General features: G+C 41.8%; 10 protein-coding genes, 1 pseudogene and 1 riboswitch. Of the genes and pseudogenes, 5 read left to right on the top strand and 6 right to left on the bottom strand.

Translation table 11 applies throughout. The features are described from left to right. Positions 1 to 235 precede the first annotated feature (235 nt). From AB5935_RS16860 to thrC, 4 genes are all read left to right on the top strand, one after another. Positions 236 to 1,117: a DUF3078 domain-containing protein gene (locus AB5935_RS16860; protein ID WP_007836753.1), complete on the top strand. Its 882-nt coding sequence runs from the start codon at positions 236 to 238 to the stop codon at positions 1,115 to 1,117. A 596-nt stretch (positions 1,118 to 1,713) separates the two neighbouring features. Further along, on the top strand, positions 1,714 to 4,146 hold the full coding sequence (gene thrA / locus AB5935_RS16855; protein ID WP_007845796.1) for a bifunctional aspartate kinase/homoserine dehydrogenase I: 2,433 nt from the start codon (positions 1,714 to 1,716) through the stop codon (positions 4,144 to 4,146). A 4-nt stretch (positions 4,147 to 4,150) separates the two neighbouring features. Further along, positions 4,151 to 5,362 (top strand): cofactor-independent phosphoglycerate mutase, encoded by a 1,212-nt coding sequence (locus tag AB5935_RS16850; RefSeq protein ID WP_007836756.1) that lies wholly within the window; start codon positions 4,151 to 4,153, stop codon positions 5,360 to 5,362. A 90-nt stretch (positions 5,363 to 5,452) separates the two neighbouring features. Beyond that, entirely contained in the window at positions 5,453 to 6,754 is a 1,302-nt protein-coding gene (thrC, locus tag AB5935_RS16845) for a threonine synthase (protein ID WP_368327498.1), read from the top strand. A 570-nt stretch (positions 6,755 to 7,324) separates the two neighbouring features. Here the strand turns inward: thrC and AB5935_RS16840 are convergent. The 6 genes from AB5935_RS16840 to AB5935_RS16815 form a co-directional block, all read right to left on the bottom strand. Then, positions 7,325 to 8,332: an ABC transporter ATP-binding protein gene (locus AB5935_RS16840; protein ID WP_007836764.1), complete on the bottom strand. Its 1,008-nt coding sequence runs from the start codon at positions 8,330 to 8,332 to the stop codon at positions 7,325 to 7,327. Beyond that, the gene (locus tag AB5935_RS16835) at positions 8,332 to 9,363 is read right to left on the bottom strand and encodes an iron ABC transporter permease (protein WP_032950837.1); all 1,032 of its coding nucleotides are present in this window, start codon (positions 9,361 to 9,363) and stop codon (positions 8,332 to 8,334) included. Before AB5935_RS16835 ends, AB5935_RS16840 begins: the two co-directional genes overlap by 1 nt. Before the next feature lie 2 nt (positions 9,364 to 9,365). Then, positions 9,366 to 10,493 (bottom strand): ABC transporter substrate-binding protein, encoded by a 1,128-nt coding sequence (locus AB5935_RS16830; RefSeq protein WP_007836768.1) that lies wholly within the window; start codon positions 10,491 to 10,493, stop codon positions 9,366 to 9,368. Between the two features lies 1 nt (position 10,494). Further along, a complete protein-coding gene (locus AB5935_RS16825) occupies positions 10,495 to 11,907 on the bottom strand; it encodes an RNA-binding domain-containing protein (protein WP_007842277.1) in 1,413 nt (470 codons plus the stop codon). A gap of 142 nt (positions 11,908 to 12,049) precedes the next feature. Then, positions 12,050 to 13,192 carry a YncE family protein gene (locus AB5935_RS16820; RefSeq protein WP_007836771.1) on the bottom strand — a complete coding sequence of 381 codons (1,143 nt, stop codon included), beginning with the start codon at positions 13,190 to 13,192 and terminating at the stop codon, positions 12,050 to 12,052. A gap of 13 nt (positions 13,193 to 13,205) precedes the next feature. After that, positions 13,206 to 15,227, bottom strand: a complete 2,022-nt coding sequence (locus AB5935_RS16815; RefSeq protein WP_007842279.1) for a TonB-dependent receptor plug domain-containing protein — start codon at positions 15,225 to 15,227, stop codon at positions 13,206 to 13,208. A 64-nt stretch (positions 15,228 to 15,291) separates the two neighbouring features. Next, positions 15,292 to 15,520: riboswitch (cobalamin riboswitch) on the bottom strand. 263 nt (positions 15,521 to 15,783) lie between these two features. Between AB5935_RS16815 and AB5935_RS16810 the strand changes: the two are divergent. Beyond that, positions 15,784 to 15,932: pseudogene (locus AB5935_RS16810) on the top strand (alpha/beta hydrolase); the annotation flags it as partial.

Here is a 15,932-nt window from a genome sequence, read left to right as displayed (position 1 = left end):
CAGCACAACTTGAGGCTGAATTTGTACAAAGGTAAGGAAATAGTTCTGCATACCAATTATGGGCCAGATAAAAAAGTATTAAAGTTTTTTTCTCTTTTCAGAAGTAGCTGGATGTTTCAGGCTTTTCAAGGCTGCTTTCTTATCGAAATGAAAAATACCTGAACAAATGGAAAGATTATTCCGTTTTAGTTATTAAGACGTCTTATAAATTAAAGAACTAAAAAATAAAACTGAAATGAAGCGTATATTCTTTTTAATATTACTTGCCGTTATGTCAACCGGCATATATGCTCAAACCGATGATAAAGGATATAAGGAAGGGGCATGGGTACTGAATGGTGTTACCGGTCTGAATTTGTCACAAACCGCCATGACTAACTGGTCGGCCGGTGGTGAGAATGCCTTATCGGGAAACGCTTACCTGAATGGTTCGTTGACTCATAAAAATGGAAACTGGCTATGGGTGACTAATCTGATATTGGATTATGGCCTGTCCAAAACAAAATCGCAGGGAATGAGAAAGACTACCGATAAAATAGGCCTTTCTACCCAATTAGGATATTCCACTAATAATGTATGGTATTATACTTTAATGGGAGACTTGAATACACAATTTGCCAAAGGATACAACTATCCGGACAAGACTCACTATATCTCGAACTTCTTTGCACCGGCTTATTCTAATATCTCATTAGGTATGGAGTATCGCCCTAAGAGTAACTATTCTGTTTTTCTTTCTCCGGTTTCTGCAAAAATGACTTTTGTGGAAGATGATTATCTTTCGGAGATAGGAGCTTTTGGTGTGGATCCGGGAGATCGTTTCAAAATAGAATGCGGCGCTTATCTGAAAGGCAGGGCCGAGATGCCACTTATGGAAAATGTGAGCATGATTACAACAGCCGATTTCTTTACTCCTTACAGTAGCCAGTTTGGTAATGTGGATGTAAATTGGGATGTATTGATCAGCATGAAAATTAATAAGTTTTTGTCCGCCACCATCAATACGACTTTGAAATATGATAATGATGTGAAGACTTTTGAAGAGGATGGAACTAAAAGAGGGGCGAAAGTTCAGTTCAAAGAAATATTGGGGGTAGGTGTTGCTTATAATTTCTGACGGGGGATAGTTTCACCATAGATTACACAGATTCACAGATTATGTGGATTTACAACGGTTCACACGGATTATGACGATTGATACTAAAGAGTTAGTTCAACTAAATCTGTGTGAATCTGTGTAATCTGTGGTGAATCCTCCTGTTTTTCCTTCTTTTTCACCACTATTTTGTCTTATTTCTGCCTTAATAAAAAGTATTCTTATATTTTATCGCAAAAAAATGGGAAATTGTGATAGATTGTAGGAAATTGTTTTTATATTTGCATCGTTCAAATAAAAAACAGAAGAAGAACAATTATAAAATGACGATGTACTATCTCCATACAACCACCACATTAGGGATGGGGCACATGACAACTACAATGTCCACATCCACAACAATGACCCCTCGGGGTTAAGGATAGTATATGTGTTTCTACGTGATACACGCTTACGGACGTAAGCAAAACAAGCTTTTAATTTTATTTTTTTAGTGTAAACAGATGCAGTTTCTTTTCGTTGTCATGCTGAGTGAAACGAAAGTAGATCCTTTACCGGACTTGAAATGGTAAGAAGGGCAGAATGACAAAAGAAGCTGGAACAAAATAGATAATTGCATGAAAGTTATGAAATTCGGCGGAACATCCGTAGGTTCCGTGAACAGCATTTTAAGTGTCAAACAGATAGTAGAGGCAGTTGAAGAGCCTGTAATCGTAGTTGTATCAGCTTTGGGTGGTATTACTGACAAGTTAATCAATACTTCGCAGATGGCTGCCAATGGGGATTCCGCATACGAGAAAGAATACCGTGAAATTGTGAATCGTCATATTGAAATGGTATATACCGTAATTCCTGCAGGTAATGAGCGTACTGTTTTATTGGATAAGGTCAACGAATTGTTGAGTGAGCTGAAGGATATTTTTCAGGGAATTTATCTGATAAAGGACTTGTCGTCTAAAACGTCGGCTACTATTGTGAGTTATGGTGAGCGCTTGTCGTCTATTATTGTAGCTTCGTTGATAAAGGGTGCGGTATGGTATGATTCACGCAACTTCATTAAGACTGAAAAAAAACATGCCAAGCATATTCTGGATTCCGAATTGACTACTTGCTTGGTTAAAGAAGCTTTTCAGAAATTACCGGAAGTGGCATTGGTTCCCGGATTTATTTCTACTGATAAGAACAGTGGTGAAGTGACCAATTTGGGACGTGGCGGTTCAGATTATACCGCTTCTGTCATAGCTGCGGCACTGAATGCGGATAGCTTGGAAATATGGACGGATGTGGATGGTTTCATGACGGCGGATCCGCGTGTAATCAGTACGGCCTATACCATTAATGAGTTGAGCTATGTGGAAGCGATGGAGCTTTGTAACTTTGGAGCGAAAGTGGTTTATCCACCGACTATTTATCCGGTATGTCATAAGAATATCCCTATTCTGATTAAGAATACGTTCAATCCTCAAGGCGAGGGAACTATCATAAAGCAGGAAGTTAATTCCGGTTCTAAAGCCATTAAAGGTATTTCATCCATCAATGATACGAGTTTGATTACGGTTACCGGCCTAGGAATGGTGGGAGTGATCGGAGTGAATTTCCGAATTTTTAAAGCATTGGCACAAAACGGAATCAGCGTGTTTATGGTATCGCAGGCATCTTCCGAGAACAGTACTTCTATCGGTGTGCGTAATCAAGATGCGGCGCTAGCTTGTGAAGTGCTGAATGAGGAATTCTCCAAAGAAATAGAAATGGGGGAAATCAGTCCGGTAGTTGCCGAAATGAATTTGGCCACCATTGCTATTGTCGGTGAGAACATGAAACATACACCGGGCATCGCCGGTAAATTGTTCGGGACTTTAGGCCGTAACGGTATTAGTGTGATTGCTTGTGCGCAAGGTGCTTCGGAAACCAATATCTCTTTCGTGGTAGAATCCAAGTCACTGCGCAAATCATTGAATGTGATTCATGATTCGTTCTTCTTGTCCGAATATCAGGTGCTGAACCTTTTTATCTGCGGTACAGGTACGGTAGGAGGCAGTTTGATAGAGCAAATCCGTTGTCAGCAACAAAAGTTGATGCAGGAACGCGGTTTGAAACTAAAAGTGGTAGGTATAGCCGATGGACATCATGCGTTGTTTACCCGTGCAGGCGTAGACTTGTCACAGTATAAGGAAGAGTTGGCAGAGAAAGGAATGCCTTCGTCCACCCAGGTGTTGCATGACGAGATTATAGGTATGAATATATTCAACTCTGTGTTTGTGGATTGTACAGCCAGTGCAGAAGTTGCATCCTTATATAAAGATTTTCTGATGAATAATATTTCGGTGGTAGCAGCCAACAAAATTGCTGCTTCTTCCGAATACTCCGTTTATAGTGAACTGAAACAAATAGCCCGTCGTCGCGGTGTGAAATTCTTGTTTGAAACCAATGTAGGAGCAGGGCTTCCCATTATCAACACAATTAATGACTTGATAAACAGTGGAGACAAGATATTGAAAATAGAGGCGGTATTGAGCGGTACGCTGAATTATATCTTTAATAAAATAAGTGCGGATATTCCTTTCAGTAAGACCATAAAAATGGCACAGGAAGAACGCTACTCGGAACCCGATCCGCGTATTGACCTGAGTGGCAAGGATGTAATCCGCAAATTGGTTATTCTGGCTCGTGAAGCCGGATATAAATTGGAACAGGAAGACGTGGAAAAACATCTTTTTGTACCGAATGATTTCTTTGCAGGTTCATTGGAGGAATTCTGGAAGAAAGTACCTTCTCTGGACGCGGATTTTGAATCACGCCGTCAAAAGTTGGAGGATGAAAACAAACGTTGGCGTTTTGTAGCCAAACTGGAAAATGGGAAAGGCAGTGTGTCTTTGCAGGAAGTAGACAGTAAACATCCGTTCTATGGCCTGGAAGGCAGCAATAATATAATTCTGCTTACAACCGAGCGATACAAAGAATATCCGATGATGATACAAGGATATGGGGCCGGTGCCAGTGTGACTGCCGCCGGAGTATTTGCCGATATCATGAGCATCGCTAATATTTAGGCTTATGAAACATATTATTATTTTAGGTGATGGTATGGCCGACTGGCCTGCTGAATCACTAGGAAACAAAACATTGCTGCAATACTCCAGTACACCCTATATGGATAAATTGGCTGCTATGGGACGTACCGGGAGATTGATTACAGTCGCTCCCGGATTTCATCCGGGTAGTGAAGTGGCGAATATGTCTGTTATGGGCTATAATTTACCGAAAGTGTACGAAGGTCGTGGGCCGTTGGAAGCAGCAAGCATCGGGGTGGAGTTGCAACCGGGCGATATGGCTATGCGTTGTAATATTATCTGCATCGAAGATGAGAAGATAAAAAATCACTCCGCCGGACATATCACTACCGAAGAAGCTGATGTGCTGGTTAAATATTTGGACGAGAAATTGGGTTCTGACCGGATTCATTTCTATACCGGTGTACAATATCGCCATTTGTTGGTGATAAAAGGGGGAAATAAACAATTGGACTGCACCCCACCCCATGATGTACCTTTGCAGCCTTTCCGTCCGCTCATGGTGAAGGCGGAAGTACCGGAGGCGCAGGAAACGGCCGGATTGATTAATAATCTTATCCTGGCTTCTCAGAAATTATTGGCAGATCATCCGATTAATCAAAAACGTATAGCCGAAGGCAAAGATCCTGCTAATAGTATCTGGCCTTGGAGTCCGGGCTATCGTCCGCAAATGGAACCTCTTTTCGAGAAGTATCCGGCCATACAGAAAGGATCTGTTATTTCAGCGGTGGACTTAATCAATGGTATAGGACATTATGCAGGATTACGCCGTATTGCTGTAGAGGGGGCTACCGGTTTATATAATACGAATTATGAGAATAAGGTTGCTGCGGCATTGGAAGCATTGAAGACGGACGACTTTGTGTATCTGCATATTGAGGCCAGTGATGAGGCCGGTCACGAAGGAGATTTTAAGTTGAAGCAGTTTACTATTGAAAATCTGGATAAACGTGCTGTAGGACCTATTTATGAAGCAGTGAAGGATTGGGATGAGCCTGTGGCTATCGCCGTGCTTCCGGATCATCCTACGCCTTGCGAACTCCGTACCCATACGGCCGAACCTGTGCCTTTCCTTATCTATTATCCCGGTATAGAACCGGACTGTGTGCAGACCTTTGATGAAGTGGCATGTGTGGAAGGCAGTTATGGAATATTGAAAGAAGATGAGTTTATGAATGAATTTATGAAAAAATAATGTGGCAGTTTGCTAATTTGCCCCAATGGCAATCCTCCATGTAAAGCCCTTGGCACATTAGCACATTAACACATTGAAAAATTGTTTACTATGAAATATTACAGTACGAATCACCAGGCTCCCGATGCTTCTTTGGAAGAAGCTGTAGTGAAGGGACTGGCTTCTGACAAAGGTTTGTATATGCCCGAGGCCATCAAGCCATTGCCGCAAGAGTTTTATGATCAGATTGAGAATCTGTCGTTTCAGGAAATTGCTTATCGCGTGGCCGATGCTTTCTTCGGTGAGGATGTTCCTGCTGAAACACTGAAGCAGATAGTTTATGATACATTGAGTTTTGATGTTCCTGCCGTAAAGGTAAAAGATAATATTTACTCTTTGGAACTGTTTCATGGTCCCACATTGGCATTTAAAGATGTAGGTGGACGTTTCATGGCCCGTTTGTTGGGCTACTTCATTAAAAAAGAAGGGCAAAAGCAGGTGAATGTACTGGTTGCGACTTCGGGGGATACCGGTAGTGCTGTAGCCAATGGCTTCCTCGGAGTGGAAGGTATTCATGTGTATGTGCTTTATCCGAAAGGAAAAGTCAGTGAAATTCAGGAAAAGCAGTTCACGACTCTGGGTCAGAATATTACAGCGCTAGAAGTGGACGGTACTTTTGATGACTGCCAGGCATTGGTTAAGAATGCGTTTATGGATGCTGACTTGAATGCACACATGAAGTTGACTTCTGCCAACTCCATCAATGTGGCTCGTTTCCTGCCACAGGCATTTTATTACTTCTATGCCTACGCGCAGTTAAAGAAAGAAGGAAAAGCGGATCATCTGGTAGTATGCGTACCTAGCGGAAACTTTGGTAATATCACCGCCGGACTATTTGGTAAACGCATGGGCTTGCCTGTCAAGCGTTTTATTGCAGCCAATAACCGGAATGATATTTTCTACCAATACTTGCAGACCGGAAAATACAACCCTCGTCCTTCCATTGCTACTATTGCCAATGCAATGGATGTGGGAGATCCAAGTAATTTTGCCCGTGTACTGGCATTGTATGATAACAGTCATGCTGCCATAACAGCGGATATCTCTGGTGCGACTTATACGGATGAACAGATTCGTGAAACGGTGGGTGAGGTATATCGGGAAACCGGTTACTTGCTCGATCCGCATGGAGCCTGCGGTTATCGTGCTTTATCCGAAGGATTGTTCCCCTGCGAGACGGGTATTTTTCTAGAAACGGCACATCCGGCTAAATTCCTGGAAACTGTGGAAGGTATCATTGGTGACAAAGTGGAGATTCCCACCAAACTGCAAGAGTTTATGAAAGGAACTAAACAAAGTATTCCGATGGAAAAAGCCTTTGAAAGTTTCAAAGGCTATTTGATGAGAGAATAGCTTTTAGAAATTCTGATAAGAGAGGGGGCCAAAAGTCCAAAGTAACTATCCAATGGTTCACCGTGGGGGCGGATTGAATAGTTACTTTGGGTTCATTTACATGAAGAACAAAAAAGTTCCGTCACAGCAACATGCTCATTACTAACCACTTTCTGTGTGAAGGTTTCTCAAATCCCCCTCAATCGGTGGTATGCTTCCGGCTATCGAATCCTGTTACGTATGTAACAAGAGCCTATTCCTATCATATTTTCACTCCGTTCCATTTGATATTTCACCCGGGTGAAGCAACTGTTTCACCTAGGCAGAAACGGCTGTTCACCTAAGTGAAATCGCCTCTTCACTCGAGTGAAGCAACAAATGCAGATGGACAAAAATACGCCTTATGACGCTCCCCTGCAAGGAAGCAACCGCAACTATGACACAGGGATTAGAACAACCAATATACGTCAAGTAGAATTTGGCAGCGGAGAATGGCAAACCGTTTCAGGGGAATTTAGAATATATTTGCACAGCATGTCGTTGATTTACAGAAAGATACTGTGCATAATTCGGAATGATTGATGCGTGTCTTTATTTTATTTCTTCCAGCAACTTTCCGAACGAAGTGAATGTCCGATGTTTCCCGTCCCGGGTGAGGTACAAGGCATCAGGGGCGATGACTTGTAGATGGGGCAGACCGGCAGGAGCGTTTTTGGCTTGCAGACAAGTATATCCGTGACGGTTCAGTGCGTTGATAGTCCAGTGCAGCAAGGTTTCATCTGTCGCTTCCACCGTTATTTCCTGCTTTCCATTCACGGTTGGATAGTAGATGCCATGATCATAATCGAACCGGATATTACTGTGTGAGAATAAGTTGTCCATCTGATGGCTTAGAATCATATCTTCCGTCACTCCACATTGCAATCCTTTCTCTTTAGACAACAGCCAAAGCTTGTCCGACAGGACTAGAGCTTGTTCTATATCATGGGTTGATAGCAGAATAGCCTTGTTTTGTTCCACGGCCAGTCTGTGCAGTAAAGTCATGATTTCTATTCGGCTTACTACATCCAGAAAGGCGGTTGGCTCATCCAGAATAATCAGTGGACATTCTTGTACCAATGCTTTGGCTATCATTACTTTCTGTCTCTCTCCGTCCGAAAGTTCGGCTGTATAACTTTGTGCTTTGTGAGTGATTCCTACGGCATTTAGGGCTTCTTGAATGATGGCATGGTCATGCCGGTGCAATCTTCCGAAGAACCCCGTGTGCGGCTGGCGTCCCAAAGCTACCAGTTCATACACGGTCAATCCTCCTGCTTGGGTCTTGTCCGTCAAAACCACGCCAATGGTACGGGAGCGTTCTTTTTCCGAATAGTGTTGTAAAGGTTTGTCCAGTAATTGTAAATCTCCGGCTAAAGAGGGTTGTGAGGCGGATAATGTACGAAGTAACGTCGATTTTCCGGCTCCGTTGGCTCCAAGCAGACTGGTCAGTTCTCCTGGGTAAAGCTCGAAAGAAAGGTGTTCGTGCACTTTCTTCTCTTCTTTATGGGTGCGATAACCTATACATAGGTCTGTTGCGGTGATAACAGCTTGCTTTTCCATTAGTTGAAATACTGGATTTTACGTTGGTTCACAATGACATAAATAATAATGGGCGCACCAATGACCGGGGTGACGGCGTTTAGCGGAATGATACCTGCTTCGCCCGGCAAAATACAGATAAAGTTACAAACTAGTGCAATCACTCCGCCGGTCAGCATAGTGACGGGCAGCAAGGAATTATGATTGGATGTTCCCAACATCAGACGGGCGATATGAGGTACAGCCAGTCCGATGAAAGAAATCGGGCCGCAGAAAGCAGTTGTTATTGCTGTCAGTATTCCGGTGGCGATAAGCAGCAGGTTGCGTGTACGGCGAATGTTGATTCCTAGGTTTTCGGCATAGCGTGTGCCTAGCAGCAAGGCATTCAGAGGTTTTATCAAGAGTATGGTAATCAGCAGCCCTGTCGCTGTAACCAGAGAGAAAAAGGGAAGCTGTTGTAAAGATACTCCTCCAAAGTTTCCCATTCCCCAAATCATGTAGGAATGCACTCCTTCTGCCGTGGAGAAGAAGTTGAGCAGGGAGATGGCAGATGAGGTGATGTATCCTATCATGATACCTATAATAAGCAGCATAATGCTGTTTTTTATCAAAGTGGAGAAGAATAGAATGATTCCCATCACCAGCATGGATCCTATAAACGCTCCGATAATGACGGAAATAAAACCGGATAAAGTAAATACTCCGGCGGTGATTGTTCCTGCACCTGCCAGCATGACCAGAGCAACTCCCAGACTTGCCCCTGAACTGATGCCCAAGATGGAAGAATCGGCCAGGGGATTATTGAAAGTCGTTTGCAACATCAGTCCCGATGAGGCTAATGCCATTCCACAGAGTAAAGCCGTAACCGCTTGCGGCAGGCGGGATTCCCAGACAATAAAACTCCAACTCGCCTTTTCTACTTCATTGCCTGTAAGGATATGCCACACCGCCTCGGCAGGGATGTTTACCGAACCGAACAACAGGTTGGCTCCTGTCAATGCAAGGATGAGGAGGAGCAGTATGATACCGTATTTCGTTCCTTTATTCTTCAAAATCACTCCGCTAATTTAGTGAAATATTTTAATTCATACCCTTCTAAAAGCGTAGGATGGAATATTTTTATCAAATCTTTCAGCAACCGGTCGGGATGGAAAGGGGAATCTTCGTAAAAGTCTACCTTCCCTGTGTTGCATCCATAAATGTTGCGTTCCTTGAATGCGCGGAAACCGGTGTATGGAGCATAGTCCTGCTCCAATTCCTTATAAGTCTTGTCAATGGCCTGATTATATTTGATGAGCCAAAAGTCTGCATTCTGCCCTTTGTCAAACACGGTTTCGAAGGCTAGGGGAACAGAACCGCTATGCTCGTCATTGGCAAACACATAATTTGCCCCGGCATCCGCATAAATCCGTGCGGAGGTGCTTTTCCCTCCCGGAACATACCATGCCGAACCATTCTTCAGTTCGCTGATAACGCTCGGTGCAGATGAAAGGGGAGCAACCAATGCTTTCAGCTCATTATAGTTTTTTTCCACCTCGGCAAACAAGCTGTCCGCTTTTTGTGCCTCACCGAACAGAAGGCCGTAGAAACGCATCCATTCGGCACGTCCCAATGCCGAAGTTTCCATGTAGTCTGCACATTCGATAATGGGGATGTTGAGTTTCTCCACCCGTCCGTATCCGCCACTGTTCTCAAAAGGGGAGAGCATAATGGCATCGGGATGCAGGTCGATTATCTTTTCTATATCCGGGTTCATTCCATTCCCTACATCGGCGATGCTTCCTGTGCGGCAGCCATCCTGCACTTCTTGCAGTTTGATATACTTCAAATCGCAGACTCCTCCAATACTTTTCAATGCACCAATCTGGTTGAGCAATCCGCAATGTACGGATGAGTAAACAACGGCCTTACTCAATGGCGTGCGGACAAGTGTCCCTTCCGGCAAGTCGGCAGGCAGGGACTTTTTTTTGTCAACCAAGACATAGGTGTGCAGTATCCGGGTCGTATCCCATGGATTGCGCAGACGGGCAATGGTATAGTCTTCGGTTGCAGACAGGCTGAGGTTTTCTGCATAACGCAAAGGGATTGCTTTTTCTGCTTCTATTACAGAAGAACTCTTGCTTTTTCCGCCGCAGGAGGAAAGAAGGGCAAGTAAGAAGATGAATAGGATTACTTGTTTCATGTTATTTTTTATAATATCCGCCGGTTTTACGGGAACCTTTGTATTCTATTAATTCTTTATCTTTCAGTGATCGTAAATAACGCTCTGTCGTAGCAGCTCCTTTTTGGATATATTCTGCAATTTCATATCCTTTTGCACCGGGTTTCTTTTCCAAGAAGGTGAGGATAAGGCTTTCAAGTTCGTTTATTCCCTCATTTATTCCCTCATTTATTCCCTCATTTATTCCCTCATTTATTCCCTCATCTTTGTTTACTCCCTCATCAGCGATTCTGTCTATTACTGAAATGAACTGCATACCTACCGGCTCATTAATGAATTTTATATTCGGCTCTTCTTGAAGTGCACGTATAATCCCCGAGCCCAGCCCGCGATAAGGCATCGTTTTAGCACAGAAATTAGCAATGAAAGGATTGCGTACTACGGCGCTTCCCAGTTTGATGCTTTCCACCGTCAACCCATCGGGAAGGCATCCCGGGCTGATAATCTCTACACGGTTATCAAAAATGAGTAATCTTATCGGTGCATTACGCGTATAATCACGATGTACCAAGGCATTCTGCAAGATTTCTTCTAATGCCACTTCTGATATTTCCAGTTTTCCGATAGAATTAAATCCTTGTCCTGCCTGTATATTATGAAGATTTGCTTTCAGAAAAGACATTCCCTTTTCAAATAATTCGGGCAGTGTGCCGGTGATATCTTTACTGTCCCGATAGTTGATACCTCCTATATCGTTACCAAAAAAAGAAACAGCTTTGATGACAAAAGTTGGACGGTACTGCTGAGGGTCTTTGCCGAAGAACAGCAGGCCTGCCAAAGTCATTCTGTCCTCTTTCATGATATGAAGGTTGTGTAAAAGTTCTGTGTATAGAATACCGAATGAATCTTTTTCGCGACCATATTCTTTGCGGATAAAGTTGTCCAAAGCATATCCGTTGATATCTTTTTCGGAAGTGAAAGGAATGGGTTGCTCGTCAGCGTACAGTATGCCGGAGCATTGGAATAAACGCATAATTTCACTATTCTCCATTACTTTGCGCTTATCCGCCCCTTGTTTAGTCCAGATTATCCCGTTCAAATCCTTGTAAGGTTTGTTATCACCTTCTGCTATGTGGGCGATAAGAAGGGAACGTTCATCTACAATAACGGTTTCCGTCTGTATATAGATAACCGGGCGAAGCAAGTTAGTGGCTATATTGGCCAAGATAGAATTGAGTTGCTGGATTTCCTGATAAGACAAGCCGATGATTTCTCCCGTTTTGTCTTTTATGCCGAATAGTATCATTCCACCACGAGCATTGGACATAGCTACCATTTCGGCGGCAATACTGTCTTGGTTGGGAAAGCATTCCTTGAATTGTACCGTACTGGTTTCTCCACATTTTATAATGAGCTGTAATTCTTTGCTGTTCATTTTTCTAGGTTTGTTTGTGAATCCTGTACAAAAGTACGGTAAAAAAGTGAGGAAAGTTTTATGAGATTATTTAATTTATGAGGGAAATAATTGTAGTTTTGCTTCCTTCATCAAAAGTGAAGAGAAGCAAAACCATATTTTATTATTTCAGTAAGAAGGTTAATCCGCATGGACCTACCCCTACATTGTATTTGTTTGTAAATTTGCCGTTTGCCGAATATTCGTTTACATAGCCATCAGTGGTATAACTTGGCCATCCTCCAACCATATTGTAAGAACTGATATAAATGTTTCCGGTAAATGGATTGACTGCGATGCCACAAGGGCTATCAACAGGTTGATCTATTAAATTTTTTGTTTCATTTCCTGTTTTTGTATCTATACTGAAATAAGTATTTGCCGTTGCGCCATAAGGAGCATTGATAAGGTAAAGGGTATTATCTTTTACAGTCATTAATGTTGCTTCCGTTACATCTGTAACAACATTCATATTGTCAATTTTTTGTACTTTAGCTGATATGTCATTATAATTACCCATTGCTAAGACATATACGTTTCCTTCCGTAGTAGAACAAATTTTAGTGGGATTTAGTCCTACGGGTATTCTTTTTGCTTCTGTAAATGTCTTTAGGCCTATTTTAGAAACACTTTTTCCATTTGCATAATCTGCACCGTAATTCATTCCGTCTGAGTTAGCAACATACAGGTAGCCGTTGGCCACTGTCATCTCTTCTGGATTTGGACCAACGTTTAATGTTGCATCGATAGTTAGACTAAGGGTGTCGATACGGGAAACGTACCCATCATACATAGAAACATATACTTTTCCATTAGCAGCTATAATATCACGTGGACCTTCCCCTTGAGTGGATGTCGGAACAATCTGTTTGATGGATTTAGCTGTATTTTTGTCTACTATTTCTATAATATTTGAACCATATATGGCAATATACATTTTCGAACCGTACACTATTGCATCTTGAGGGGTACTTCCCAAACTTCTTTTGTTTATGTCAAAAAATACATTATTGCTTGCTGTTCCTTTTTCAAAGTTAATAAAAGAAAGTGTTCCATTAACATTGTTGCTAAGATTACCTGCATTAATAACGTACAAGCCTGTTGCCTCGGTTGGCGAAGTTACTTCGGGAGTCGTGTCGGGTTGTGAAGAAGGGTCTTCTTCCGGATCTCTAGGAACTTCGATCTCATTGTCATCATCGTTACAAGCACAGAACAGCGGAGCTATACTAAATAAGGCTGCTGCAAAAAATAAATGTTTGAATTTCATACTTATATAATTTTTAAAAATGAATACTGCAAGTTAGTTTATAGCTTCTACCCGGCATCGGGTAGCTTTTCACTATGTCATATTGTTTATTTCCCAAATTGATAATATCTCCCCGAAGATTGTATGTAAACTTCTTTATCTTGAAGCTGCGGTATAATGAAAGTCCGTATTCTATATATCCATCCATTTCATTACTTGGACGATTTTCGGAAGCAATATATCGTTTGCTCACACCTGTAGCATGAAGAGAAGCATTTATGAAAGGATTTTCCAAGGCTAAAGAAGCACCTGCGCTATGACGTGGGGTATATGCAATCTGATGTTTGTAATATACGACTTCCGGGTCTGTTTTATCTACTGCATATTGATAGGTATAGTTTCCAGTCAATAGTAAGGAATAATGTTTTGCAAGTTGGAAAGTGGTGTTTATATTGGCATCTACTCCCCAAATTTCTACTTTGCCTAAATTTACCATATTCCAGATAAACATATTATAGGGCATTGCCACAATTTTATCTTTTACCTTATTATAATACCCATCCAATGTCAGACTGATTGCTGGTAGCCAGCTTGTAAAGTTGTTCTGGTAAGTGATACCTATATTATATTGTTGAGCCTTTTCGGGACGAAGATCACGGCTACCCATCCGGTCAAAGTAGTTTTCAGAAAAAGTAGCCACTCTGAATATGTCTTTATAGGAAGCCCGAAGGTATAGCTGTCCGTCTGTACAAGGTTTCCATGAAAAAGAGAAGGAAGGGGATAATTTTCGCCGGTTCTCAGCTCCGTTTCCTTCTTTTGCACCATTAAGATATATCGATCCGAGTAGTATGGCAACAGCTGTTATGTTATCAGTTTGATATCGGAGAGTTGCTGTTTGTAATATAGAATGCCGGTAAGGGCTTGTATTGTTAGGAGTATTGGCATTTAGGTTATTATATATGTAATCTGCCGCATAAACCATGCTCCAGTGACTAGTCGGAGTATATAGTAATGCTCCTGATGTATAGTATTCTCGTTGGAAATAACGGTCGTTTAATTCTCCTCCGGGGTATTTTCCTCCTTCATCGTGGTAATGAGATTGGCTCCAGTTAAATTTCCCATTGATTAACAAAGAAAGATTATTTTCCCAATAAGTACGGTAATGTACTTGTGAAAAGAAATTTCGTTCGCGTAACTTCTCACGGCTTTTCGCGTTGTAAAGAATGACTGCACCGGGTAATTGCTGATTTGTATCGTAATAATAAATCTTTCCGTTCAGTGTGCTTCTGTTATTAGGGCTGATGTAAAGATTCAGTTCTCCTCTGTAGGTTTGAATGTTGTTGTTATAGCGTTTTTCTTTGGAAACATAATCTCCGTTGACTAAAGTGAAAGGATATAGGTTATCTGCCCTCATAAATTCACCAGTGGTAGATGCTGAAATCTTTTCGTTAAACTTTTGTTCGTAGCGGATAAGGGGATTAATCATCCCGAAAGAACCTGTCTTTATCTGTCCCGTCAAGTGATTTTTTTTGTTTGAAAAATCCGGGGATATGCTTTGTAATTTTAAGGCGGCAGCAGAAGCAACTGTACGTGCCGGTACAAAAATATCTTCATTGTCCCCAATGGTCAGTGAAATTTGCTGGATATTGTCAATAGAGAAACGAGACAAGTCTATTTGTCCGCTTTGACAATCACTGAGTGTAACCCCGTCATAAACTACGGCTGTATGTTTGGCTCCTAAACTCCGAACGGAGATAGTTTTCATTCCTCCTGCACCCCCATAATCCTTTATGTTGACTCCTGAGAAGCGACGTAAAGCATCAGCAATATCCGTAATGCCTTGTTGTTGCAATTGCTTCTTGTTGAGTTGTTGGAAGGGACTGCTACTTTTAACCTGTTGCTTGGTACGTTCAGCCGTAACCGTAACTTCGTCTATTTTATGCACTTTCCCGGTAATGGAATCTCCTTTCTCCTGTGCCTGTATTTCAAGCGGCAATAGGATAAAGCTGCAAAGCAGACAAAGCCATAGCTTATAAGCCTGGTTATTTCCTTTCATTTAAAAAAACATATTAATGAATAAATACCGCATTCTTACCGCTGCTCTTTCCTCGAAAGCGACGGTCGATGACTTTACGTTTTGCAGGTCTTCTGACTTACTCCTGTTTACTTGCCTTCCCACCTTAATTATATATACAGGCAGTGGCGTGAGTGGATAAGTAAACCTATCCCCTTATAGGGGTAGATGGAGCTCACAGCAGCGGGACTGTTCAGGACTTGCACCTGATTCCCTTTTCATCCGCTTCCTCGCATCAGTCGGAGGTACGCGGAACAAAACGTGGCAAAGATAGTTTGTTTGGATGAATAAGAAAAGGGAAATGATAAAAAATCCTTTTTTGAAATTAGTTGCAGATTTATTTCTTTCCCAGCAAAAGTAGGCGTGTGTAACGGTTCTTTTTTAGTGGCAAAACTAGTTGATTCTATCCATGTTGAAGATAAAATGAAATAGTATTGAATAAAATAAAACTGATGCTTAACAACATTCAAATATTGATTCGCTTTATTCAATATAATCACTATATTTGTTAAATGAATAATCTTAAAATACGTAATAGATGAAACATTTGAATTTTATTTTAGCCGGTTTATTTTTCCTGTGCGGTCTTTGTTGTCGGGCACAGGTGCTTCCTTTGGAAGAAAATGTGGTGTTGAACACCAAGGAAGGACAAATCAAAGGAAAACTGCTTTTGCCCGGTGGGGTGAA

Origin of the sequence: Phocaeicola sp. RTP21198st1_B8_RTP21198_201120 (assembly GCF_040929485.1) — a bacterium.
GTDB classification, from domain to species: Bacteria; Bacteroidota; Bacteroidia; order Bacteroidales; family Bacteroidaceae; genus Phocaeicola; species Phocaeicola dorei.
This window is presented reverse-complemented; position numbering and strand designations above follow the sequence as displayed.

What these genes read in the sequence shown, in the direction of transcription:
- AB5935_RS16860 (WP_007836753.1), top strand. Translation starts at nt 236, where the DNA reads ATGAAGCGTATATTCTTTTTAATATTACTTGCCGTTATGTCAACCGGC.
- thrA (WP_007845796.1), top strand. Translation starts at nt 1,714, where the DNA reads ATGAAAGTTATGAAATTCGGCGGAACATCCGTAGGTTCCGTGAACAGC.
- AB5935_RS16850 (WP_007836756.1), top strand. Translation starts at nt 4,151, where the DNA reads ATGAAACATATTATTATTTTAGGTGATGGTATGGCCGACTGGCCTGCT.
- thrC (WP_368327498.1), top strand. Translation starts at nt 5,453, where the DNA reads ATGAAATATTACAGTACGAATCACCAGGCTCCCGATGCTTCTTTGGAA.
- AB5935_RS16840 (WP_007836764.1), bottom strand. Translation starts at nt 8,332, where the DNA reads ATGGAAAAGCAAGCTGTTATCACCGCAACAGACCTATGTATAGGTTAT.
- AB5935_RS16830 (WP_007836768.1), bottom strand. Translation starts at nt 10,493, where the DNA reads ATGAAACAAGTAATCCTATTCATCTTCTTACTTGCCCTTCTTTCCTCC.
- AB5935_RS16825 (WP_007842277.1), bottom strand. Translation starts at nt 11,907, where the DNA reads ATGAACAGCAAAGAATTACAGCTCATTATAAAATGTGGAGAAACCAGT.
- AB5935_RS16820 (WP_007836771.1), bottom strand. Translation starts at nt 13,192, where the DNA reads ATGAAATTCAAACATTTATTTTTTGCAGCAGCCTTATTTAGTATAGCT.
- AB5935_RS16815 (WP_007842279.1), bottom strand. Translation starts at nt 15,227, where the DNA reads ATGAAAGGAAATAACCAGGCTTATAAGCTATGGCTTTGTCTGCTTTGC.